Origin of the sequence: Photobacterium iliopiscarium, assembly GCF_003026395.1 — a bacterium.
Lineage (GTDB): Bacteria > Pseudomonadota > Gammaproteobacteria > Enterobacterales > Vibrionaceae > Photobacterium > Photobacterium iliopiscarium.
This window is the reverse complement of record NZ_PYOO01000002.1, coordinates 237,951-263,367: the sequence shown is the minus strand read 5'-3', so window position 1 is coordinate 263,367 and position 25,417 is coordinate 237,951. Positions and strand designations below refer to the sequence as shown.

The following is a 25,417-nucleotide window of genomic DNA, read 5'->3' as shown; positions in this document are numbered from 1 at the left end:
TATTAATTATTGTTGTAATTGGCCGCGAATAAACGCGAGGGTTTTTTCACATTCGTCACGGTTACCGACACTGATTCGAATGCAGTTCTCTATCGGTGAACGGCGTAAAATAATGCCGTTATCCCATAGCGTATTGAATAGCTTATCGGCATCTGTAAATTTAACTAATAAGTAGTTGGCATAACCATCAAATACGGTGACGCCGGCTAACATCCCCAAACCTGCTTGTAGATAAGCGCGGTTAGCACACAGATCTAATACTTGAAATTTGGTCCGTGCGCGGCCTGCTGGTGATAAGGCTTGCACTGCAATTTCAGTTACAGGCACTGGAACAGGGTAAGGGGCAATGATCTTGAGTAGAATTTCAATGATTTCTTTGTTGGCTAAAGTAAAGCCACAACGTAGTCCTGCCAGTGCAAACGCTTTAGATAAGGTTCGCAAAATAACCAGATGCGGATACGTTGCTAATAAATCTTTAACGCTGTCTTGAAGGCTAAAATCAATATAGGCCTCATCAATAACCACTAATGCTCTATCAGTGGTCATTTCAAGTAAGGCGATAATATCTTTACGAACTAATAGATTGCCAGTGGGATTATTGGGACTACAAGCAAACACGATCTTGACGTTATCAAGTTGCTCTGCAATGGCATTAAGGTCTAATTGCCATTCAGGTGTTAACGGCACAACCTTGGCATTAATATCGTTGATCTCTGCACTAATGGCATACATACCATAAGTGGGTGGACAATAGAGAATGCTATCGCAATTTGGCTCACAGAAGGCTTTTATAATCAGCTCAATGCCTTCATCCGCCCCCCGCGAGGTTAATACTTGTTGTGGCTCAACCCCAGCATAATCAGCATAAGCGTTGATCAGCTCAGGTGGTTGGCATTCACTGTAACGGTTTAAGCCCGCAAGATTAATACTGTATTCATTGGCAAACGGAGATTCATTGGCATTGAGCCAGATGTCACCTTTACCGCCTAAACGACGTGCTGATTGGTAAGGGGTTAATTCACGTACAGTTTTACGGGCTAGTTGAGCGATGGTCATAATGCGTTCTCTTGTTGTGCAATTAATTTATTAACCCGAATAGTGACAGCATGTTTGTGAGCGTCAAGACCTTCCGCTGCTGCAATTGTGGTCACTGTTTTTGCAATACCGAGTAAACCGTCGGCTGATAATTCTTGTATTGTCATTCGTTTGCTGAAATCGGCTAAACCAAGGCTTGAATAAGTGCGGGTATAGCCATAGGTCGGTAACACGTGGTTAGTGCCTGAGGCATAATCGCCCACCGATTCTGGTGACCATTTACCTAAGAAAATTGAACCTGCATTATCAAGCAGTGGCACTAATTCTCTTGGCTCACAGGTTTGAACAATTAAGTGCTCAGGACCATATTGATTAGAAATCGCCACACACTGAAGTAAGGTTTCGGTTACGATCAAAAGGCTAGATGCTAAGGCTTGTTGAGCAATGTCAGCCCGTGTTAGTTGGCGTAATTGGCGCTCAATTGCAGTCGCAGTTTGATCAGCAATAGTTTGGCTTGATGTGACTAAGATAACTTGTGAATCAGGCCCGTGTTCGGCTTGGCTTAATAAATCAGCGGCAATAAATTCAGGATCAGCTGTTTCATCGGCAATGACCAATACTTCAGAGGGTCCGGCTGGCATATCAATCGCTGCACCGTTGAAGTCATTACTGACTTGTCGTTTTGCTTCGGTAACAAAGGCATTACCTGGGCCAAAAATCTTATCAACACTGGCAATAGTGTCAGTGCCATAAGCCATTGCTGCTATGGCTTGTGATCCCCCAACGTTGTAAATAGCATTAATGCCACATAGTTTGGCGACATACAAAATTTCATCAGCAATCGGTGGTGGTGAACATAAGGCAATATGACGACAACCAGCAATTTGTGCAGGAACGCCTAACATCAGTACGGTTGAAGGCAATGGGGCACTACCGCCAGGAATATATAACCCTACCGAGTTAACCGGGCGGGTGACTTGTTCACAAATTACACCTGTTTGGGTTTCCACTCGCAAGGTCGGTTGCTGTTGTGCAAGGTGGAAAGTGGTGATATTGCGGTGCGCCTGCTCTAAGGCTGCTTTCATGTCATCACTTAACCGTGCACAAGCCGTATCAACTTCATTTGCAGAGACGCTAAGTGTTGCCGGACGGATACCATCAAATTTTTCAGTAAGCGTAAATAGTGCACCATCGCCTTGTTGACGGACTTGTTTAATAATATCACTGACAATGGCCGTGATATTCGCGCTGTTATTTACAGCAGGGCGCGTCAACAGTTGTTGTTGCTGGTCTTTAGTGAGTGATTGCCATAGTACGGTTTTCATGACTTACTCCATCATTTTTTCAATGGGCAAGACTAAAATAGAGCTCGCACCTAATTCTTTAAGTTGCTCCATGGTTTCCCAGAATAGATTTTCAGAGCTAACAAGGTGGATCGCCACGCGACTTTTGTCACCAGCAAGAGGCAATACGGTTGGATCTTCAGCGCCTGGTAATAATTGTTTAATTTGATTAAGGCGATCAGTAGGCGCGTGTAGCATGATGTATTTAGATTCTTTAGCTTGAATAACACCTTGAATACGAATAAGGAGTCGTTCAATTAGGGCTTGTTTTTCAACGCTGATCACTGCCATTGATTGAATTAATACCGCTTTAGATCGCAAGATCACTTCGGCTTCTTTTAAGCCATTAGCTTCAAGGGTCGCACCTGTCGATACCAAATCACAAATGGCATCGGCTAAACCTGCTCGTGGTGCAACTTCGACAGAACCATTGAGCATACAGGTTGTAAATTGAACCCCAATATTGTCCATGTAGCGTTTGACTAACTGCGGGTAAGTGGTCGCAATACGCTTGCCATTAAGATCTTGAGGCCCGTTGTAATCAGTATCTTTATCAATTGCGATAGAAAGACGGCAACCGCCAAAATCCAGTCGACGTAGTTTGAGGTAATCACTGGCTTCGTGACGTGCTGCGCGCTCAAGGCTAACTTCTTCAAGTTCATTTTCACCAATAACGCCTAAATCTACCACGCCATCCATGATCAGACCGGGAATGTCATCATCTCGAACGAGTAATAAATCAATTGGCATATTTTCGGCGTGAACCACTAATCGCTCACCGACCATATTGAATTTAACACCACAGCGTTTAAGTAAGTCTTGGCACTCTTTACTAAGACGGCCTTTTTTCTGAATCGCAATGCGTAATCGTTGTGTTTGCATAGGTATATTCCTTGTCTAAATTCATTCAAATAATAAAAATTTCAGATTGAAAATCAGGTATTAAAAAACCCTCGAAAGAAGTTTCTTCCGAGGGTCTGAATGAGATATTCCGTTATGACCACAGGAAGAAAAAAGACGTCTTCCAGGGTGAGGCGTATCCTCCCGAAAGACTAGTCAGGATGATGATGATGTTGAGATAGAATCATTTGGATACGCATAAATAGTTACTCAATAAGGGTGAACATTATTTGTTGTTGTCATTCACACTAACGAAGGCTGTTGTTTTTTGCAACAATAATTTAAGCGAAAAGTTAAAATAAATGTTAATTGTTTGTATTGATGCGCTGAAGGAATGGGATGCAGTATTTTTATTGGTAAGGTGATGAACTATAATGGATTGTTTTACTTTTAAAATTAAAGATAGAGGATAGCATTCTTTAAATGTAAATTATTTAAGGGTGTTTTTTCAATATCGCAACAAATAATGCATCAATAAAACTGAGCATCCTTACTCAGTTTTATTGATGAGTGGTGTTAATACGCTAGCATTAGCCACAACATTTTTTATATTTTTTACCGCTACCGCATGAACAAGGATCATTACGACCAACAGTTTTAGTAACGGTTATTGGCTTCGGTGCTGGCGGTTGTTCGCTTGGTGGTGGCTGAGGGTATTCACCATCAATGTAAAACCAATAGCATTGACCATTAATGGATTCTTGCACAAATCGAGAACGCTCTTGCAGTATATATTCTTCACCTGCTTCTTTATAACCTGCTTTAAATTCAACAAAACCCTGACCATCAGCCGCAATTTCACTGCTAATAACTTCTAGGCCTAGCCATTTAAGGTTAATCGACTCGGCAATGGCTTCACGGTGATGTTCTGCTTCACAACTGGCGTGATATGTTTGTATTACAAAATCAACTAAACCCAGCACATGAGCACTGTAACGCGCACGCATAAGCTGTTCTGGATGGGTTGCTAATGCATGATTAAGATGAATGGGTTTACAGCATTCAACAAGCGGTTTGTGGCTGCCGCAAGGACATTCATTATGGTGTTTTGACATCTTTTTTAAGCCGATTTTAATAAAGAAATTAGGGCTAGTTTACGTTTTCATTATCTCAATTAGCAATCAGTGTTTATATTTACCGCAATATATTGATGGAATGACTAAAACAATGGTAACTCATAGCGTATAAGTACATAATATTTGCGGCTGGAATAATTGCCATTTGCAATGCACCTTTTGTGCTCCTCAAATAACCCTCTTTTTTGTTTAATAGTAGTTATGTCCATATTTACCTTGATACAAGCGGGATTGCTTGTTGGTGGTGGTATCTTTTGTGTGATGTTGTTGGCAGCATGGCGAAGAAATCACAAGCAGGAAGCTGATACACGTATTATCCCGATTGCGATTATCGGTGGCTTTGCGCACTTTTGTGACACTTTAGGTATTGGCAGTTTTGCCATTATGACCTCAGGTTATAAACAGTTTAAGCTTATTGATGATCAACAATTACCTGGAACACTGAATAGCCAATCAGTACTCCCCACTGTGTTTCAGTCATTTATTTTTATGACTGCTGTCGCTGTTGATTCAGTGACATTATTAAGCTTGGTGGCGGCAGCCTGCGTTGGTGCCACAATGGGGGCACGGTTAGTTTCTCGTTGGGATCGGCAACATATTCGCATCGTAATGAGTGTTGCTTTGTTAATTGTGGCTGGCTTAATGCTTGCTGGTCAATTAAAGCTCTTTCCATTAGGTGGCAGTAGTCTGGGTTTAAGCGGCTGGAAATTGGTTATTGGAATTATTGGTAACTTTATTTTTGGCGCGTTAATGACGGTGGGTATTGGTTTGTATGCACCCTGTATGGTAATGATTTACCTTCTGGGAATGAATCCGTTGGCGGCCTTTCCGGTCATGATGTGTTCATGTGCATTTTTAAGCTTTTTCTCATCAGCTAGCTTTATTCGCCATAATCGTTTTAATAGTCGCGCAACAGTAACTGTTGCCGTTGTTGGACCGATAATGGTGATCATTGCCGCTTATTTAGTGAAGTCATTAAATATGCATGTATTATCGTGGTTAGTGTGTATTGTTGTGTTCTACACCTCGATCACTATGTATCGCTCATGGCTTGCTGATAGAAAAGTGATGCCAAGTAATACCGTGGTAGAAGCACAATAAGTGTTATGCCAGTAAATGATAATCAATAGATTTTGTAGCAATAAAAAAGGTACGCATGTCGTACCTTTTTTTATGCTTATTATTTCGTGTTAGAAGCACTGAAATCACGTGTTTCTAATTGATATCCATCGGGGCGATAGACCAGCACTGAACCGTGATCATACCAATCACCAAGAACAATGCGTTGTGCAGGAATGCCATTAATATCAAGATCATGAATATCAGGTCTGTGTGTGTGACCATGAATCATTTGAGTGACATGTGCATCGCGCATTACTCGTACTACTTCTGCTTGAGTAACATCCATAATCGATTGGCTTTTGGTTTGATTATTTTTACCGCTGTTACTGCGGAATTTATCACCGATTTTAACTCGGTATGATAACGGTAATCGTGCAAATAACCATTGGATAACAGGATTGTGGACTTTTTTACGGTAACGTTGGTAGGCTTGGTCTTCAATACACAGTGTATCACCGTGTAAAATTAAGGTTGGTGTACCATATAGATCAACCACCGTATGTTGAGGCAATAAGGCTATTCCCGTTTGACGGCTAAATTGTTTACCAATTAAAAAGTCACGGTTGCCATGAATAAAGTAACACGGTGTGCCAGCATCAGTCAGGGTTTTGAAGGCATGCTTGACTTGCTGTAAGAAAGGGGAGTCTTCATCATCGCCTATCCACATTTCAAATAAGTCCCCTAATACATACAAGGCATCGATATGGTGGGTTTCTTCGGCCATAAAGCGTAAGAAACAAGCGGTAATGTCAGGACGTTCAGCACTTAAGTGCAAATCTGAGATAAATAATGTGGTCATAAGAGTTTAATAAAGGGCGGTAACTGACCGCCCTTTGCGAAGTATTAGTCTTCGATTGTTACGTTTTCGATGATAACGTCTTCAACCGGCACGTCGTCGTGGTAACCGTTACGGCCTGTTTTTACTGCTTTGATTTTATTGACTACATCCATGCCTTCAACAACAGCAGCAAATACACAGTAGCCCCAGCCACTCATGTTTTCGCCAGTGAAGTCTAGGAAGTTGTTATCTTTTACGTTAATGAAGAACTGTGAGCTAGCAGAGTGTGGTGCATTAGTACGCGCCATTGCTAATGTGCCTGTTTTGTTGCTTAGGCCATTGTTTGCTTCATTATTGATTGTTGCGCGAGTTTCTTTCTCTTCCATACCAGGAAGCATGCCGCCGCCTTGAACCATGAAACCATCAATAACGCGGTGGAAAATAGTGCCATTATAGAAACCGTCACGGCAGTATTCTAGGAAGTTAGCACATGTTACAGGTGCTTTATCTTCGAAAAGATTAATTTTGATGTCACCGAAATTTGTGTGAAGAGTGATCATGATTTTTTCCTTAAATGGAGTATTTTCTTTAAGCGTGGATATTAACTTACCTTAGCCGTGTCAGACAAACATTACCCGCTTAATCTGCACTAATGGCTAAAATAGCATCCATCCTTGAATTTTCCTTGCGATCAAATGCTATAAAAGGTGTAATTACCGACAAATTTGAAATTAATGAGTAATGCTGAGACATGTTAAAGATCTATAATTCGCTCACACGACAAAAAGAAGTATTTACACCCATCCATCCTGGCAAAGTCGGTATGTACGTTTGTGGCGTTACGATCTACGATTTATGTCACATCGGACACGGTCGTACATTTGTCTCTTTTGATGTTGTGTCGCGTTATTTGCGTTACTCAGGCTACGATCTTACTTTCGTTCGTAACATTACTGATATCGACGATAAAATCATTAAGCGTGCCGCTGAAAATGGCGAAAGCTGTGAATCATTAACAGAGCGTTTAATCGGTGAAATGCATGCGGACTTTGATGCTTTAGGCATGAAACGTCCGAATGTTGAACCACGTGCGACGCAATTTATTGCTGAAATCATCGCTCTTTGTGAACGTTTAATTGAACGTGGCTTTGCTTATGTTGCATCAAATGGCGACGTAATGTTTGAAGTGAGCAAGTATGACGATTACGGTCGCCTTTCTAAGCAAGATCTTGATCAACTACAAGCGGGTGCGCGTGTTGATATCGATATGGCAAAACGCAGTCCATTAGACTTTGTTTTGTGGAAAATGTCGAAGCCTGGTGAGCCAACATGGGAATCACCATGGGGTCCTGGTCGTCCGGGTTGGCATATTGAATGTTCAGCGATGAATTCATCTATTCTTGGTGATCACTTTGATATTCATGGTGGTGGCTCAGATCTACAATTTCCTCACCACGAAAATGAAATTGCGCAATCATGCTGTGCTCACGATGGTCAATACGTGAATACATGGATGCACAGTGGCATGGTGATGATCGATCGTGAAAAGATGTCTAAATCATTAGGTAACTTCTTCACTATTCGTGATGTGTTAAACCATTACGATCCTGAAACTGTACGTTACTTCTTAATGTCTGGTCATTACCGTAGCCAGCTTAACTACAGTGAAGATAATCTTAAACAAGCGCGTTCAGCACTTGAGCGTTTATATACGTCACTACGTGGCTTAGATACATCAGTAGAAGCGGCTGGTGGTGAAGAATTTGTTGCTCGTTTTAAAGAAGCGATGGATGATGATTTCAATACGCCTGAAGCATATTCTGCATTGTTTGATATGGCGCGTGAGATCAACCGTCTTAAAACGGATGATATTGCAGCTGCATCTTTGTTAGGTGCACGTATGCGAGAATTGGCTGATATTTTAGGCTTATTATCTCAAGATCCTGAAACCTTCTTACAAGGTGGTGCTGGTGAAGAAGATAACGTGGCTGAAATTGAAGGATTAATTCAACAGCGTTTAGATGCGCGTGCTGCAAAAGATTGGGCTGCTGCTGATGATGCGCGTGATAAGCTACTTGCGATGGGCATTATTTTAGAAGATGGTGCACAAGGTACAACTTGGCGTCGTAAATAATTAAATCTGTCCTTTATTAAACCGAGGTGTTCTGCCTCGGTTTTTTTATATCTTTCTTTTATGTTATCGGCTTAATGTCGGCTTGTTTATACGATTTTTGCCGTTATTACGGTTTGATTTTTATCACGTTATAGACGTGGTAAAAGCAAAGTATGAAACAAATAAGTCGATACGATGAATATTTAATAGCTTTATTCCACTTTGGAATTAAAGTCACCATTTGAGAATTAAAGTTATTATTCAAGCTGAAAAAAGCATTATATACGCATCTGATCGCAAAACTGTCATTTATTATCCGTATTATTTGCTTCGAATGAGCATTTACATGTTCGATATGAACCAATATGTGATTGAAGGAATAATAATGAAAAAAATGATTCTAGCAACAATGATTGGCTGCGCTGTATTGTCCTCGCATGTTATTGCTCAACCTAATACTGATAAAGTCGTTATTGCCCACCGTGGTGCCTCAGGGTATTTACCAGAACATACCTTACCAGCAAAGGCACTTGCTTATGCGATGAAGCCAGATTATATCGAGCAAGATGTGGTAATGACAAAAGATGATAAGTTGGTGGTGTTACATGACCATTATCTGGATCGTGTGACCAATGTTGCTGCTGTTTTTCCAAATCGAGCCCGTAAAGATGGTCGTTTTTATGCAATTGATTTTACCTTGGCAGAGATTAAACAGCTAAGTGTGACAGAAGGTTTTGATATTAAAGAAGGTAAGCAAGTACAAGGTTTCTCTGAACGGTTCCCTATTTGGAAGTCTCATTTTACCGTTCCAACGTTCCAAGAAGAAATTGAAATGATTCAGGGGTTAAATAAAACCTTGGGTTATGACATTGGCTTGTATCCAGAAATTAAAGCGCCATGGTTTCATCGCCATGAAGGCAAAGACATCAGTAAAGCGGTATTAACAGTACTAAAGCACTATGGTTATATTGATAAAAACAGTAATGTTTATTTACAAACGTTTGATTTCAATGAGCTTAAACGTATTAATGATCAATTAATGCCAGCCATGGGCATGGATTTGAATTTAGTACAGTTGATGGCGGAAACAGATTGGAATGAGACCATGGAGTATGACAAAGCAGGTAAAGCACATCCTTATAGTTATGATTGGATGTTTGAGCCCAATGGCATGAAAGTCTTGTCTCAGTATGCTGATGGTATTGGCCCGTGGAAACCGATGATAGTGAAAGACAGTTCAACGGTAGGACACATAGAACTCACTGATATGGTGAAAAATGCCCATGCGAACGGTATGGTTGTACATCCTTATACATTTCGTGCCGATAAAGATCGTATTCCTGCCTATGTTAAAGATTACGATGGCATGCTAGAGGTGTTTTATAATCAAGCGGATGTCGATGGTGTCTTTACTGATTTTCCGGATAAAGCCGTGCATTTTTTACAACAACAATCGTCGTCTAAAAAGTAGTAAATAATTTTTTGTAGTTATAGCCCGTTCCATTTATTGGCACGGGCTTTTTTGTCCTATAACGTCTCTGGCAGTTGTGTTCCACATTTTTTACAATATTCAGCATCCATTTCGTGACCGCTAGTCGCACAGTTAGGGCAACGAATCAGACCTCGATGAGTTTTCATCTCTTGATTTAACTCTGCGGTAATAATCCCCGTAGGTACGGCAAGAATAGAGTAGCCTAATAACATGGTTAATGATGCTAACGCCTTACCCATTACGGTGTGAGGCACAATATCGCCATAACCAACGGTTGTGATTGTGACAATTGCCCAATAAATACTTTTTGGAATACTAGTAAAACCATTTGCTGGGCCTTCAATAATGAACATTAATGAGCCAAAGACAGTAACCAGAATTAAAACCGAACTAAAAAAGACCACTATTTTACGCTGAGCATGACGAAGTGAGCGTAATAAGATATTGGAATCTTTAAGAAATCTTGCCAGTTTCAACACGCGGAAAATACGTAACACACGAATAAGACGAATGATAAGTAAGTAGTTTGAACCTGGAATTAAAAAGGCAATATAAGCGGGTAAAATGGCCATTAAATCGATCACACCATAAAAGCTGCGCATGTAGGCGAGTGGTCGTGGTGAACAATATAAACGCAAAATGTATTCAATAGTGAATAGAATGGTAAATGACCATTCTGCAATAACCAATAAATGTGGGTATTGTGATTCAATGCTCGCAACTGATGAGATAATTAAAATTATTTCAGAACTGATAATGGCAATAATTAAGGCGATATCAAACCATTGACCAAAGCGAGTAGAAGTGCCGAAAATAATTTGATAGAGACGTTGTCTTGGGGTGAGTGTTAGTTTTGTCATAATTTAATTGTATTTATTAACAGATAAGACGCCAACATAATATTTTACGGTTTGTGGTGCGTTATTAATTGGCTTGAATGTTATCTAGTATATCAAAACCTCGCAGTGACTTAAGTAATTATCAGAGGAAAGAAAGCCCCAGCAAATGAATAGGCTGAGGCTTAGGTAGTGACTTAAATTGTTAGCTTAAGCCGGGTAACATCACTCGTAGGCCATTGATTATAAACTCAATACCGAGTGCTGCAAGAATCAAACCCATAATACGCGTAATAACGTTAATACCTGTTTGACCTAAAAACCGTACAATATAAGGTGCTGAACGAAACAATAGCCAACAACAAAAAGCAAAGATGGTAATTGTGATCGCGATGCCCACGGTGGACATCAAGCTCGGGTAGCGTGCGCCATATACAATCGTTGAACTAATTGCACCAGGACCTGCCATTAATGGCATCGCTAATGGGACAACGCCCACTTGTTCACGACTGACGGATTCTGACTTCTCTTCTTTATTCTGTTTAACTTCGCCGATTTTACCGCTCATCATTGAAAATGCGATGCTTAGCAGTAGCAAACCGCCCGCAACACGAAATGAATCAATAGAGATACTAAACAGATCTAGCAAATGTTGCCCAGCTATTAATGCGACAACTAAAATAATGGCAATGGCAACATTGGTGGTTAATGCTGTTTTGTTTCGTTCTTCAGGGCTCATGGCTCCCGTAAGCGAAACGAAAACAGGCATGATACCGATAGGGTTGACAGTCGCAATAAGCCCAACGAAAAAGTGTAAAAATATTGCTATATCAAAAGCCTGCATAGTTAATACCTATTAAGTTACCTTCATTTATTGTGGCTGAGTAAGTAAAGAGAAAGTGTGTTCTCATTGGCATATGGGTAATAAAGATTCAACACTATGTAGATTATGTGATCTTATCTAGACATTATCTCTGCCCATGCTTTTATAAGGACGTATTATTGAAAAATACGATTGCGACCATATTTTAATCTAAGCTAAGTATTTCATCTACTGATAAAAGCTAATTAATGCGACTTAAGACGTAGATAATCTTATGTCAGATAAATTATGTAAAGTGTATTTTGTGTATTAGGCTTAGTGAATCAATGATTCATATGGATTATATGCAACAAATATTGAGCAGTTAACGTCATAAATCGTGATTTCTGTCACAATTAGACGTGACGGGGGCTAGTAAATGTATTTTTATTACGTAATATTTCGGCTTGTGAAATAAATGTTTTTAGTACATATTAGATAAAACAATCGTTAGATTCATGAAACTGCATGTAAAAGCATGATAAAACACTAGATTTCATCGATTAGTTATTATTTCAGAATTTTGACAGTGTGGTGATCTAAATCAATTTCTTTTATAGTATGAAAAATTATAATCAGTTTTGAAAGCAATTTACTAAGTATGTGTATTGTTGAAAGTGTTAATCAGTTTTAACGCTCTTAATGTGAAAAGATTTCAACATATTCTTACTAAATGATTTTTAATGAATTTTATAGTTTTTATTTTTGGAGAAAGAATATGCCTGTAACTAATTTAGCTGAACTTGATGCTCTAGTAGCACGCGTTAAAGCGGCTCAAAAAGAATTTGCAAGCTTTTCACAAGAACAAGTTGATGCAATCTTCCGTGCTGCATCTCTAGCTGCTTCAACTGCTCGTATCGAACTTGCTAAAATGGCAGCAGAAGAGTCTGGCATGGGTATCATGGAAGACAAAGTGATTAAAAACCATTTTGCTTCTGAGTTCATTTACAATAAATACAAAGATGAATTGACGTGTGGCGTTATCGACCGTAACGATGAAGGTGGCACGATCACTATCGCTGAACCTGTAGGTATTGTTTGTGCAATCGTTCCAACGACAAACCCTACTTCAACAGCAATCTTTAAATCGCTAATCTGTCTTAAAACACGTAATGGTTGTATCTTCTCGCCACACCCACGTGCTAAAAATGCAACTAACTACGCAGCGAAAGTTGTATTAGATGCAGCAGTTAAAGCGGGCGCACCAAAAGATATCATTGGTTGGATTGACCAACCATCTGTTGAACTATCAAATGCGCTAATGAAACATGAACACGTCAACATGATCCTTGCTACTGGTGGTCCAGGCATGGTTAAAGCAGCTTACTCTTCAGGTAAACCTGCAATCGGTGTTGGTGCAGGTAATACACCTGTAGTTATCGACGAAACTGCTGATATCAAACGTGCTGTTTCTTCTATCCTAATGTCTAAAACATTCGATAACGGTGTTATCTGTGCTTCTGAGCAAGCAGCAATCGTTGTTGAATCAATTTACGATGAAGTTAAAGCTCGTTTTGCTGAATACGGCGCGGTTGTTCTAAGTAAAGAAGATGCAGATAAAGTACGTAAAGTACTACTTATCAATGGCGCACTTAACGCTAACATCGTTGGCCAACCAGCATACAAAATCGCTGAGCTAGCAAATGTTAAAGTGCCTAAGGCAACTAAAATTCTTATTGGTGAAGGCTTAGAAGCTTCATGGGATGATGAATTTGCTCATGAAAAACTATCACCAACTCTAGGTCTATTTAAAGCGAAAGACTTTGAAGATGCTGTGCGTCAAGCAGGTATCATTTTAGACATAGGTGGTGTTGGTCATACATCAGTTCTTTACACTGACCAAGATAATAACGAAGAGCGTATTGCGTACTTCGGTGACAAAATGAAAACTGCTCGTATTCTTGTGAATACACCTGCATCTCAAGGTGGTATTGGTGACCTTTACAACTTTGAATTAGCGCCTTCACTAACTCTAGGTTGTGGTTCTTGGGGTGGTAATGCTATCTCTGAAAACGTAGGTCCTAAGCACCTTATCAACAAGAAAATTGTAGCTAAGCGAGCAGAAAATATGTTGTGGCATAAACTACCAAAATCTATCTACTTCCGTCGCGGCTGTTTACCAATCGCAATGAGTGATCTTGAAGGTAAAAAACGTGCTCTAATCGTAACTGACCGTTTCTTGTTCAACAACGGTTACATCGATGACCTACGTTCAATCTTGAAAGAGAAAGGCATGGAAGTTGAAGTATTCCATGAAGTAGAAGCAGATCCAACATTAGCAGTAGTTAAAGCTGGTGCTGAAGCATGTGCAAGTTACCAACCTGATGTTATCTTAGCTGTTGGTGGTGGTTCACCGATGGATGCTGCGAAAATCATGTGGGTAATGTACGAGCATCCAGAAACTGATTTTGAAGATTTATCAATGCGCTTTATGGATATCCGTAAACGTATTTACAAGTTCCCTAAAATGGGTCAAAAAGCTGAACTAGTATGTATCACAACTACTTCAGGTACTGGTTCTGAAGTTACACCATTTGCTGTTGTAACTGATGAAAAGACAGGTCAAAAATACCCATTAGCAGATTACGAACTAACGCCAAACATGGCTGTTGTTGATGCTAACCTTGTAATGGATATGCCTAAGTCTTTATGTGCATTCGGTGGTTACGATGCAGTAACGCACGCATTAGAAGCTTACGTTTCTGTTCTTGCTAACGAATACTCAGATGGTCACGCTCTTCAAGCTCTTAAGATGCTTAAAGAGTACTTACCAAGCTCTTACGCTAACGGTAAGAAAGATCCAATTGCACGTGAGAAAGTGCACAATGCAGCAACAATCGCTGGTATGGCTTTTGCGCAGTCTTTCCTTGGTGCATGTCACTCAATGGCACACAAGTTAGGCGCTGAATTCCACGTACCACACGGTCTTGCGAATGCATTATTAATCTCGAATACTGTTCGTTTTAATGCGACTAACAACCCAACTAAACAAGCTGCATTCTCTCAGTACGACCGTCCTAAAGCACGTGCTCGTTACGCTGAAGTTGCAGAGCACTTAGGTTTCCGTGAAGGTAATACTGAAACGAAAGTTAATGCGCTACTTAATTGGTTAGAAGAGCTTAAAATTGCATTGAATATTCCATTGTCAATTCAAGCTGCTGGTGTTGATGAAGCTGCGTTTATGGCTAAAGTTGATGCAATTGCTGAAGATGCGTTCGATGACCAATGTACAGGTGCTAACCCACGTTACCCATTGATTAAAGAGCTTAAAGAAGTATTAATCGCTTCTTACTACGGTACAGCATACGTTGACGGCGAAACGTTTGAAGATGCAGAAGTAGCTAAGAAATCAGAGCCAGTACAAGTTGCTGCAAAAGGTAAAAAAGCAAAAGCTTAATATCTTTACTGACTAAAATATAAAAAAGCCCGTCTAGCAATAGACGGGCTTTTTGTTTTGGGGATTTACATCATCATCGATAAGTGCTTAAAATTCACCTCGCAACCTCGCAACCTCGCAACCTCGCAACCTCGCAACCTCGCAACATAAAAAAGGCCAAGTATTCATACTTAGCCAGCTTGATTAGATGATTGTTTTACTCTGCTTAGACGCCAATTTCTGATTCTATCATTCGTCCACTAAACGAATCATTACGCACAATGTATTCAACATTTCGTGCAATTTCATCTTGCATCGGAACGCCGATAATCGGCTGCTGATCATAAGGTTTATCTTGGTGGTTAATTGGAACAATACCTCCAACTCGAATGTTAAAATCAGCCAGTTCGTTTGCCCAGTTTTGAGTGAGACCACTGACAACGGTTTTGCTTGTTGTGGGTGTATGAGGTTGATGATTTTCATGGCTAAGCGCTAGATTAATAATGACGCTTTGGTGAGGTTGATGTTGCATAAACTCAGCCGCCATTTTTCCAAAAATAAAAAAACTGGCGGCGCTATTTTGCATAATATTATTAAAATCAATGATCGATGTTGGTGACAGTAAATGCGGTATTTCTGTACCTGTCCAAGTGTTTAATAAAATATTAATCGCACCAAATCGCTCTTTGACTTGTTGGAATAGAGCGCTAATAGTAAGTTCATCGTAATATTTTATATAAAATGCAGCCGATGATTTATTAATCTTACGACAAGATCGCAAGGTTTTTTTTAGTTCAACTTCGTTATTATCGACCAGTGCTAAGGTTGCCCCTAATGATGCGAAATGAAGTGCCACCGCTTTGCCAATAGGATTACCCGCATCGGTGATGATAACGACTGATTGTCCGATATGCATATATTCCTAGCCTTAATGTTTAAATCGTCTTATTTGAAGCCTTATTGGTATTAATTTTATAGTGGTTATATCTAAGGCCATTACTACGATCAATATTAGTCAATAAGCTCGCAAACTAATAATAATAAAGAAGAAATTATGAGCAAGGTCACGATCAAATACGGTTATTATTTTTGCATCATAAATGATGTATTTTATCTTTGATCAACTGCAAATATTAGCTTATGCAGCCCAGCTCATTTCACTCATTCGTTTTGATTTAATTAATGCTAAGTACAGATCTTGTGGAGCCGCTTGGAGGGGTTTTGGTTCAACTGGAGGAAGTTTACGGCGTTCGTGGATTGATAGATTATGAAACAAATCTTCCGGTAAACCTTTTGTTTGTTGTGGTGGGTAAGATAGGGCTGTTGGTTGTAACTGTGCCAATAAGCGGGTACTGGTTAAACTTGCTTGATGAAAGGCTTGTGCTTGTTCCGCTGCGCGTTGATAACAGGCTGGTGTCGATGTGAGGGGCTGTGATGCTGGGATTTCAAAATAAGCCCGCAGTTGTTGTGATGACAGTGTTTCTATTGGGGCAGTATCAACCGGAATGTTTTCATGCAGATCAGAAGACAATAACGCTAACATCAATGCAAAATCAGCACGACGTCCACCTTCAACCGCATGGTTAAGGTGAGTGCCGAGTTGAATTTCATTAATAAGCTGTAAATTATCAAGTGATTGAGTTTGCATGTAATCAATAACTGGCTATGTTAAATAAGATACTTAAGTTATCGACATTAAGAATAGTAACTTTAATGATTTATTTTAGGTAATAAAAAGCCCCGAGTATGTCAGGGCTAGTGATTTTATTGTATTGCTCGTCGATTAGAACTCAGATTTAGTACCAAACTGATGTGCACAATAAGCAACTCGTTCTTCTGGAGTTGGTGTATGTGCTGTTATACCCATAGCTTCAATATGACGTAGGCGTGGTAATAAGCCCGTGCCGTTAGCAATTTGAATCGCTAAACCAGGGCGAGCATTAAGCTCTAATACCATTGGACCTTTTTCTTTGTCTAATACCATATCTGTACCAATATAGCCTAAGCCTGTCATTTCCCATGCACTGGCAGCAAGTACCAACAGCTTGTTCCATTCTGGGACTTCAAGCTCACTTAACAATCGCTCAGTGTCGGGATGGCGTTCAATGGGTAAGTTAAACTGTACCGCTCGAATCGCTTTACCTGATGCAATATCAATTCCTACACCAACAGCACCTTGGTGAAGGTTCGCTTTACCATCAGACGCTGCGGTTGAACAACGCATCATTGCCATTACGGGGTAGCCTTTAAATACGATCACGCGTACATCAGGTACACCTTCATAGCTAAAGCCATCAAACACATTATCAAATTGAATCAGGTTTTCGACCATGGCAACATCATTTTTACCCCCAAGCGAGAATAATCCCGCAAGGGTATTGGTAATATGACGTTCAACATCTTGTTGGTTGATTTCGGCACCTGATGGTTTTACATAAATTCCATCTTTGTGCTTCACAATCACCAGAATACCTTTACCACCAGAGCCTTGAGCGGGTTTTATTACAAACCCAGGCCAGTCTTTAACCATATGGTGAATATGCTTAACAGCGGCTTGGCTATCAATAACACCAATCAAATCGGGAACGGTTGCTCCTGCTTGTTGGGCAATGAACTTGGTTTTTAGCTTGTCATCCACAAGCGGAAAACGGCTACGCTCATTGTAACGACTGATATAGCTATGGTTACGTTTGTTCATCCCCATGATGCCACGATCACGCAGTTTTTTCGGTGAAGTAAACTGTGAAAAGAATGACATATATTAGTCCTCGGTCAGTGGCTTAAAGCGACGAAGCTCACTTAAGCGATAACCGGTGTAGTTACCTAAAATTAAGATAGCTGCAAGGATAATAAATTGAACACCAATAAAGTTAAACGTTAGGTGACGTACGATAGGTGTTGTCATTGCAAGGTAAATTAACACTGATGTTAATAGTGAACCACCACCTTGAATAAACACTTCTTTCGCACCTTCTTCTTCCCATAGAATCGACATACGCTCGATTGTCCATGACAAAATGATCATTGGGAAGAAGGTAATTGTTAGACCTTCAATCAAACCAATCTTAAATGCCACCACGGTAAATATTGAAATGATCAATATTACGGTAATTATCACCGCGGATATTCGAGCGACCAGAAGTAGGTTGAGTTTCGACAGATAACTTCGAATGATTAAACCTGTGCCTACGATCAATAGGAAACCAACAATACCGGTTAATAGCTGGGTTTGCACAAAGGCAACCGCGATTAACACTGGCATGAATGTGCCTGATGTTTTTAATCCGATAATGATACGTAAAAACACCACAATTAATGCACCAATAGGTACAAGCATGATGGTTTTAAACATTGCTTGTTCTTCAAGAGGCAAGCTATGAATCGAGAAGTTTAATAGATCTTCAACTTTAATTTTTTCTTGTGTTGCACGTTGGGGCGTAATGTCCTGGGCAATAATAGAAAAACTGATGTTTGAGTTACGGCCACCAACAACGTCAAGTAATGCATTACCTTGTTGGTTCCAGATCATCACATTTTCAGGTTTGCCTTGCTCGCCTGTGGTGAGACTAAATAACTGCCAGTTTTTCTGTTGTTTATCCCATACCTCAACCATTGGTGATACGCTTTGACGACGACGACCATCTTCAAGCGTTAACCCACTGACAACACGAGAATTAATGCCTTCAAGTGACAATAAGCTAGTAACAACATCTGCCGGTGACATTGTATCAAGCAATACGGCGGCATTTTGATTCTGCTTATCATGCAGCTCGCGAATTAACTCCCGCGCTAATGTCACATCATCTGCGGATAAATTGCGCGCTTGAGTTAACAATGCTGTTGCGGCTGTTTGTTGTGGGTTACTTAAACTAACTTCAGCGGGTTCACCTGTGGGTGGCACTGATTTGTACTTTGCATGATCATCAACCAGTAATTGCGTTTTGTAATACAATACTTGTTTGCCAATGGCTGTACGTGTTGCCCAATCAGCTTCACGACCATCTTTAGTATTGTGGATTACTACTGAATAATTAGGGGGTGATGATGTGCTTTCATCAATGAGTGTAAAACCTTGTTGTGTACCGGGTGCTGACATTTTTACTTGTACAGGATCGCCGATTGCATCAAATTGCACTCTCGCTTCTACTTCCCATACCGCACGTTCTTTTCCCGGTGTCCATGGAACGCCATAAACATCATGGCGATACACGCTCAATCCAATACCTGAAATGATTAACAGGGAGATAAGTATATAAAAGGGTATTCTCGACGTCATGACGGCCTCTTGATTTATTTGTTTACTTGGACTGGTTTTGGCTCAGTCTTTCCTTGTACAAATTGTTTACCTACATCAACCAACGCAATATCTTTAAAGAATTCACGCCCAAGTAAAACAGGGAAGTCCATTTTTGTTCTATCTGCGAGTGTAAACTGTGTTTTTTCGTGCAAAGAACCTAATGTAATCCATGCTTCGATCACTGGACGACGAACAGCTTCTTCAGTGGTTGATTGACGAATACGTACCCAACGGTAAATTGGTGCTTCAATGGTTTCTGGTTTTGCTTTGTTATTTACTGTAATTTCGGCAGGGGTGTCGATTGCAGAATCATGACTTAAATTAAAACGTACCCATTCTTTGCCATCGCGTTCAAATGTTTGTACATCAACGGCATTCAGTGATGATGTAGTCGCACCTGTATCGACACGGGCTTTAAAGTGGCTTTTAACTGAATCAATCCATACCCATTCTTCCTGTCCTAAAATGACTTTACCGTTAGCCGTTTTAGAATCAGTAATAGGTTGCTCAACCGGAATTCGAATAATTTGTTTTTCAACAATGACTTTAGGCTGAGTTAGGCTCTTATGCTTAAGAAATTTTATATCTTTTGAGATAGATGCTAATTTTCTTTCAAGTTGGCCAATATATTGTTGCTGTTTTTCAACATGTGTAGAAACGTCATTGATTTTAGTATCAACGTGCGTAGAAACATTATTGATAGCGGCTAAAGTTTGTTGGTGGTTTTTTTCTAGCGTTGCGTTTGAGGTACATCCAGAAAGAATCGCTAGTGCAATTACTGATACGCTAAGACGAAGCATCATATCTCCTATGTGCGTCTGTTTTATATAATAACAACATTAGTTTACATCAAAAAAGGGATGCGTACAGCATCCCTTTTGTCAGTCGTTAGTCAGGATTCCTACCGACTAAGATTGCGCGTCTTGGCGCTGGATAACCTTCGATAGTTTTTGAACTATCATCTTGATTTAGATATTCTGGTAAGGAATTATTTGTCATCCAATTGGTTGATCTTTGTTCGTCTGTGGTAGTGATATTCTCATCAACAATACGGACATCAACAAGCCCACATTTTTCCATCCACACTTTTAATGCTTTTGCTGATGGGAAAAAGTACACATTATGCATTTGTGCATAACGATGTGTTGGTACAAGGACCGTATTTTCATCGCCATCAATGACCAGAGTTTCTAAAATGACTTCGCCACCGGCACGTAATTGGTTTTTTAATTGCAGAATATGATCTAATGGTGAGCGGCGGTGATACAACACTCCCATACTAAATACGGTATCAAACGCTTTTAGTTCGGGTAATTGTTCAATGCCTAACGGTAATAAATAGGCGCGATCGTCTTGTCCCATTAAGCGTTTAATCGCTTCAAATTGGATCAAGAATAAGCTTGATGGGTCGATACCGACGGTTAATTTTGCCCCTTCACCCAGCATGCGCCACATGTGATAACCATTGCCACAACCAACATCTAATACACTGCGACCTTTTAGTGGTGTGATATGCGGTAAAACACGATCCCATTTCCAGTCTGAGCGCCATTCGGTGTCGATATGAATATCGTGCATCGTGAATGGACCTTTACGCCATGGGTGAAGTAGACGTAAAAGACTCTCTAAACGTTTTTTTTCACCGTCAGCAATCGGTACTTCATTACGTACACTGACTGCATTTTTGAGATCAATAATATCAGGCTTATCGGTAGGGAATTTTTGTAGAGCACGTACCCAACGTGCCATATCGCCATGCTCTTGCTGCTCCCAATCACTTAATTGTTGCGGCAAAGTATTTAACCATGGACGTAAAGTCTCATGTTGAGCGAGAAGCTGATAAAAAGCAGAAAAACTAAACATATTGGAACTATAAACCTTATTTAATCGCAAACATTGAGCCAAAATTGAAGCATTGGAACCACACTTCAGAGCTAGAAAAACCAATTTCATTGAAACGTTGTTTATGAGTTTCAACACTGTCGGGACGCATTACATTTTCAATTGCGCTACGCTTTTGACTAATTTCTAATTCGCTATAACCATTGGCTCGTTTAAAATCGAGATGAAGATCGATCAGCAATTCATTCGCACGTTCATCTTCAAAAATATATTTTTCCGATAAGATCAATATGCCGCCAGGACGTAAACCTGCATATATTTTTTCTAATAATGCTAAGCGATCATCGGGAGAAAGAAATTGCAGCGTAAAATTAAGCACAACGACTGAGGCATCTTGGATATCAACATGACGAATATCCGCTTCAATGACTTGTACGGGTGTTTCTGAACGGTAGGCGTTAACTAATAAACGGCAACGTTCAACCATTGCTGCTGAATTATCAATCGCGATAATCTCACACCCTTCCTGATCAATATGACGACGCATCGATAAAGTGGCAGCACCGAGTGAACAACCAAGATCGTATACTTTAGAATGCGGCTTAGCAAAACGTTCAGCGAGCATGCCAATAGCCGAAATGATATTACTATAACCGGGTACTGAACGTTGAATCATGTCTGGGAAAACTTCAGCGACACGTTCATCAAACGTAAAATCACCCAGTTTTGCAATTGGCGTAGAAAAAATATTATCGTGGCTTGCCATTCTCACGAACCTCATCATATATAAAGAACAGGTATCCTACAGGGACTACGATAGTTACTTGCGTTAAAGCATGACTATCAGGTGATCCATCACCTTTGAAAGGTCGCGTATTGTAGAGAAAATAGCATCATTTGTCTTTAATAATGTTGGATTAGTGCGGCCTAATCGTGTTGATGGTTTATTTTGATGTTTATTAAAAAACACGATGATTAGTTACAAATAAGATGTTGTTACTAACAAATTTTCACCCTAAAATTTATCGGTTTTTATTATATTAATGGATTTGGAAATGAAAAAATATTGGGTGTTAAGTTTATTCGCATTGTTTTCCTATACGGCATCTGCCACTGATATTGGTCAGTATTTACGTGATACAGAACAGCAGATTCAAGGGCAAATTGGTGTTGCTGTTATCGATACTCAGAATAACACGCAATGGAATTTTAATGGTTCTGAGCGTTTCCCAATGATGAGTGTATTTAAAACATTAGCCTGCGCCAATGTGTTATATGACGTGCAACATAAGGCATTAAAGTTAACGGATAAGATTGATGTGACTAAAGCGGGATTAATTAATTGGAATCCGATTACGCAAAATTTTGTTGGCGGTAAAATGTCATTGCAAAGTGTGTGTGGCGCTGCAATGTTAATGAGTGATAATTATGCGGCTAATTTAGCGTTAGAGAAGATCGGTGGTCCACAAGGCTTGACCGCTTTTTTACGTACCATCGGTGATAACAGCACGCGACTTGATCATTTTGAGCCTAAGTTAAATTATGTTGAAAAAGGGGCGAAAAATGACACGACAACGCCTATCGCAATGATGAATACCGTCAAAAAATTATTAATTGGGAATGTGCTTAATGCTGAGAATAAAGCGCAATTACAATTATGGATGACGAATAATATGGTCTCTGATGGGTTAGCGCGTGCCGTGCTTCCTCAAGGATGGAAAATTGCGGATCGCAGTGGCGGTGGCGTCAATGGATCTCGCACGTTAACCGCCATGGTGTGGAATAAAGATCATCAACCAGTGTTTATTGGTATCTTTATTGCCAATTCAAAACTTAAAACACTGCCTGAGCTTAACAAAGTAATGGTAGCTATCAGTGAAAAGATTTTTCATCAATATCATATCGTTGCTCAAAAATAATCACTGTCATTAGATAATAGTGATCGTCGTGTAATTGGTTGTTGCAAACCGAGCAGTATAATGTGCAATACGCTTACCACGTTACAGCCTTTATTATAAAGATGATGAGATCAGTGATTATGCGATCAGTGATTATGCGATCATTGTGTAAGGTCAATGCGAAGTGGTCGTTCTCTGTCTGAGGCTGATATCTCCTAAAGTTCAAGCGATTAATATAAGACTTCAAGGTTTTCTCGTTACTTATTGTGAAAGCCTAAATAACCATGACTGAAAAAGAATTAATTACGATTCCATTTTTGATTGGTTGTAGAACATGAGAATAAACGTGCGGTTAACTTCGCAAACTGGGGCTGTTTGGGTATAATAACGTGTTATTTTTCCTCTTGGCCTGCTTGCTATCCAATTTTATGCGTAAATTAGACAGCAAGCGGTCGAGATTGAACCAGTTGTACTGGTGTTAGCCATGAGCGGTGATACCAGTACAAGCATGCTAAATATATAGATTGGGAATTTCTTATGCGCACCCATTATTGTGGACACCTAAATAAGTCCCTTGCAGGACAAACAGTAGATTTATGCGGTTGGGTTAACCGTCGTCGTGATTTGGGCGGTCTTATCTTTATTGATATGCGTGATCGCGAAGGTGTGGTTCAAGTTGTTATTGATCCTGATATGACAGAGATCTTCACGCTAGCAAACCAATTACGTAACGAATTTTGTATCCGTTTAAGCGGTGAAGTACGTGAGCGTCCTGAAAGCCAATGTAATAAAGACATGGCGACTGGTGAAGTTGAGATTTTTGCAACTGGCCTTGAGATCATCAACCGTTCAGAAGCGTTACCACTTGATTTCAACCAAAAGAACTCAGAAGAGCAACGTCTAAAATACCGTTATTTAGATCTTCGTCGTCCAGAAATGAGTGATCGTATCAAGCTACGTGCGAAAGCATCAAGCTTTGTTCGTCGTTTCCTTGATGACAATGCATTCTTAGACATTGAAACACCAGTACTAACAAAAGCGACACCAGAAGGTGCACGTGATTACTTAGTACCAAGTCGTGTACATAAAGGTAAATTCTACGCATTACCACAATCACCACAGCTGTTTAAGCAATTGTTGATGATGTCTGGTTTTGACCGTTACTACCAAATTGTTAAATGTTTCCGTGATGAAGATTTACGTGCTGATCGTCAGCCTGAATTTACTCAAATCGATATCGAAACATCATTCATGTCAGCTGACCAAGTACGTGCAGTGACTGAAAAAATGATCACTGAAATGTGGCAAGAACTACTTAATGTAGATCTAGGCACATTCCCTGTAATGTCATTCCAAGAAGCAGCTCGTCGTTTCGGTTCTGATAAGCCCGATTTACGTAACCCATTAGAGTTAGTGGATGTTGCGGATATCCTTAAAGATGTTGAGTTCCAAGTATTCTCTGCACCTGCAAATGATCCAAAAGGTCGCGTTGCTGTTATCCGTGTTCCGGGTGGCGCATCACTAAGCCGTAAGCAAATTGATGAATACACTAAGTTTGTAGGCATTTATGGTGCTAAAGGCTTAGCATGGATGAAAGTGAACGATCGTGCTGCTGGCATTGAAGGCGTTCAATCTCCAGTGGCTAAGTTCTTAAACGAAGAAATTGTGACGACTTTACTTGAGCGTACTCAAGCTGAATCGGGTGATATCATTTTCTTTGGTGCTGATAGTAAGCGTGTTGTAACTGAAGCTATGGGTGCATTACGTCTTAAAGTTGGTGAAGATCTTGAGCTAACGGATAAGTCAGCTTGGAAACCACTTTGGGTTGTTGATTTCCCAATGTTTGAAGAAAACGAAGATGGTTCATTGTCTGCAATGCACCACCCATTTACTTCACCATTAAACCTAACACCAGAAGAGTTAGCTGCTAACCCTGCTGATGCGCTATCAAATGCGTACGATATGGTTATTAATGGCTATGAAGTAGGCGGCGGTTCTGTACGTATTCATAATTCTGAAATGCAATCAACAGTGTTTGATATTTTAGGTATCTCGACTGAAGAGCAACGTTTGAAGTTTGGCTTCCTACTTGATGCATTGAAGTTTGGTACACCACCACACGCAGGCCTTGCATTTGGTCTTGACCGTTTGGTAATGCTACTTTGTGGTACTGATAACATTCGTGATGTTATTGCATTCCCTAAAACAACCGCTGCGGCATGTCTATTGACAGATGCGCCAAGCTTAGCAAACCCTGCGTCATTGGAAGAACTTTCAATTGCCGTTAAGATTGCAAAGAAGAAAATAGATCAAGAATAAGTGAGTTAACTTACTGAATTTGATTAACTTAACTATTATTAATCTCTATTAACGATAGTTAATAACGGGCCGACCCTTAGCAATAAGTGGTCGGCTTATTTTTATGTTTATATCAATGTCGATGTTGA

At 40.0% G+C, this 25,417-nt stretch carries 21 protein-coding genes and 1 other annotated feature; of the genes, 6 read left to right on the top strand and 15 right to left on the bottom strand.

Annotated features, from left to right (window positions below):
* Positions 1-6 precede the first annotated feature (6 nt).
* The 4 genes from hisC to C9J51_RS04505 all read right to left on the bottom strand — a co-directional run bounded on the left by hisC (position 7) and on the right by C9J51_RS04505 (position 4,333).
* A complete protein-coding gene (hisC, locus tag C9J51_RS04520) occupies positions 7-1,050 on the bottom strand; it encodes a histidinol-phosphate transaminase (RefSeq protein ID WP_045039320.1) in 1,044 nt (347 codons plus the stop codon).
* 2 nt (positions 1,051-1,052) lie between these two features.
* The gene (gene hisD, locus C9J51_RS04515; RefSeq protein ID WP_045039297.1) at positions 1,053-2,360 is read right to left on the bottom strand and encodes a histidinol dehydrogenase; all 1,308 of its coding nucleotides are present in this window, start codon (positions 2,358-2,360) and stop codon (positions 1,053-1,055) included.
* Between the two features lie 3 nt (positions 2,361-2,363).
* The gene (gene hisG, locus C9J51_RS04510) at positions 2,364-3,260 is read right to left on the bottom strand and encodes an ATP phosphoribosyltransferase (RefSeq protein WP_045039298.1); all 897 of its coding nucleotides are present in this window, start codon (positions 3,258-3,260) and stop codon (positions 2,364-2,366) included.
* Between the two features lie 59 nt (positions 3,261-3,319).
* Positions 3,320-3,455, bottom strand: a sequence feature (His leader region).
* 353 nt (positions 3,456-3,808) lie between these two features.
* Positions 3,809-4,333, bottom strand: a complete 525-nt coding sequence (locus tag C9J51_RS04505) for a YchJ family metal-binding protein (RefSeq protein WP_045039299.1) — start codon at positions 4,331-4,333, stop codon at positions 3,809-3,811.
* A gap of 222 nt (positions 4,334-4,555) precedes the next feature.
* Here C9J51_RS04505 and C9J51_RS04500 point away from each other — a divergent pair, with 222 nt between their 5' ends.
* Complete coding sequence (locus C9J51_RS04500; protein WP_045039300.1) at positions 4,556-5,455, top strand: sulfite exporter TauE/SafE family protein; 900 nt, start codon at positions 4,556-4,558, stop codon at positions 5,453-5,455.
* 79 nt (positions 5,456-5,534) lie between these two features.
* On the opposite strand, the gene lpxH is transcribed toward C9J51_RS04500, so the two are convergent.
* A complete protein-coding gene (gene lpxH, locus C9J51_RS04495; protein ID WP_045039301.1) occupies positions 5,535-6,275 on the bottom strand; it encodes a UDP-2,3-diacylglucosamine diphosphatase in 741 nt (246 codons plus the stop codon).
* A gap of 44 nt (positions 6,276-6,319) precedes the next feature.
* Positions 6,320-6,814 carry a peptidylprolyl isomerase gene (locus C9J51_RS04490; RefSeq protein WP_045037290.1) on the bottom strand — a complete coding sequence of 165 codons (495 nt, stop codon included), beginning with the start codon at positions 6,812-6,814 and terminating at the stop codon, positions 6,320-6,322.
* A gap of 191 nt (positions 6,815-7,005) precedes the next feature.
* On the opposite strand from C9J51_RS04490, the gene cysS reads away from it, so the two are divergent.
* Complete coding sequence (cysS, locus tag C9J51_RS04485) at positions 7,006-8,388, top strand: cysteine--tRNA ligase (RefSeq protein WP_045039302.1); 1,383 nt, start codon at positions 7,006-7,008, stop codon at positions 8,386-8,388.
* Between the two features lie 364 nt (positions 8,389-8,752).
* Positions 8,753-9,838, top strand: coding sequence for a glycerophosphodiester phosphodiesterase (gene glpQ, locus C9J51_RS04480; protein ID WP_107236731.1), 1,086 nt, complete (start codon positions 8,753-8,755; stop codon positions 9,836-9,838).
* Positions 9,839-9,894: 56 nt separating this feature from the next.
* On the opposite strand, the gene C9J51_RS04475 is transcribed toward glpQ, so the two are convergent.
* A complete protein-coding gene (locus C9J51_RS04475) occupies positions 9,895-10,719 on the bottom strand; it encodes an ion transporter (protein WP_045037293.1) in 825 nt (274 codons plus the stop codon).
* 181 nt (positions 10,720-10,900) lie between these two features.
* Positions 10,901-11,539, bottom strand: coding sequence for a YchE family NAAT transporter (locus C9J51_RS04470; RefSeq protein ID WP_045039304.1), 639 nt, complete (start codon positions 11,537-11,539; stop codon positions 10,901-10,903).
* A 736-nt stretch (positions 11,540-12,275) separates the two neighbouring features.
* Between C9J51_RS04470 and adhE the strand changes: the two genes are divergently transcribed.
* Entirely contained in the window at positions 12,276-14,954 is a 2,679-nt protein-coding gene (gene adhE, locus C9J51_RS04465; protein ID WP_045037295.1) for a bifunctional acetaldehyde-CoA/alcohol dehydrogenase, read from the top strand.
* 205 nt (positions 14,955-15,159) lie between these two features.
* Here adhE and C9J51_RS04460 read toward each other — a convergent pair whose 3' ends face one another.
* From C9J51_RS04460 to cmoA, 7 genes are all read right to left on the bottom strand, one after another.
* On the bottom strand, positions 15,160-15,849 hold the full coding sequence (locus C9J51_RS04460) for an SDR family oxidoreductase (protein WP_107180456.1): 690 nt from the start codon (positions 15,847-15,849) through the stop codon (positions 15,160-15,162).
* A 222-nt stretch (positions 15,850-16,071) separates the two neighbouring features.
* Positions 16,072-16,581 carry a VC2046/SO_2500 family protein gene (locus C9J51_RS04455; protein WP_045037296.1) on the bottom strand — a complete coding sequence of 170 codons (510 nt, stop codon included), beginning with the start codon at positions 16,579-16,581 and terminating at the stop codon, positions 16,072-16,074.
* Positions 16,582-16,716: 135 nt separating this feature from the next.
* Positions 16,717-17,691 carry an alpha-L-glutamate ligase-like protein gene (locus C9J51_RS04450; protein WP_045037297.1) on the bottom strand — a complete coding sequence of 325 codons (975 nt, stop codon included), beginning with the start codon at positions 17,689-17,691 and terminating at the stop codon, positions 16,717-16,719.
* 3 nt (positions 17,692-17,694) lie between these two features.
* The gene (locus C9J51_RS04445) at positions 17,695-19,209 is read right to left on the bottom strand and encodes an inactive transglutaminase family protein (protein WP_045039305.1); all 1,515 of its coding nucleotides are present in this window, start codon (positions 19,207-19,209) and stop codon (positions 17,695-17,697) included.
* Positions 19,210-19,223: 14 nt separating this feature from the next.
* Positions 19,224-20,033: an ATP-dependent zinc protease family protein gene (locus tag C9J51_RS04440; RefSeq protein ID WP_045039306.1), complete on the bottom strand. Its 810-nt coding sequence runs from the start codon at positions 20,031-20,033 to the stop codon at positions 19,224-19,226.
* An 85-nt stretch (positions 20,034-20,118) separates the two neighbouring features.
* Positions 20,119-21,093, bottom strand: a complete 975-nt coding sequence (cmoB, locus tag C9J51_RS04435) for a tRNA 5-methoxyuridine(34)/uridine 5-oxyacetic acid(34) synthase CmoB (RefSeq protein ID WP_107249638.1) — start codon at positions 21,091-21,093, stop codon at positions 20,119-20,121.
* A 16-nt stretch (positions 21,094-21,109) separates the two neighbouring features.
* Positions 21,110-21,838: a carboxy-S-adenosyl-L-methionine synthase CmoA gene (cmoA, locus tag C9J51_RS04430; RefSeq protein ID WP_045037301.1), complete on the bottom strand. Its 729-nt coding sequence runs from the start codon at positions 21,836-21,838 to the stop codon at positions 21,110-21,112.
* 289 nt (positions 21,839-22,127) lie between these two features.
* Here cmoA and bla point away from each other — a divergent pair, with 289 nt between their 5' ends.
* Entirely contained in the window at positions 22,128-22,991 is an 864-nt protein-coding gene (bla, locus tag C9J51_RS04425; protein ID WP_045039307.1) for a class A beta-lactamase, read from the top strand.
* Positions 22,992-23,507: 516 nt separating this feature from the next.
* Complete coding sequence (aspS, locus tag C9J51_RS04420) at positions 23,508-25,289, top strand: aspartate--tRNA ligase (protein ID WP_045037303.1); 1,782 nt, start codon at positions 23,508-23,510, stop codon at positions 25,287-25,289.
* The last annotated feature ends 128 nt before the right edge of the window (positions 25,290-25,417 follow it).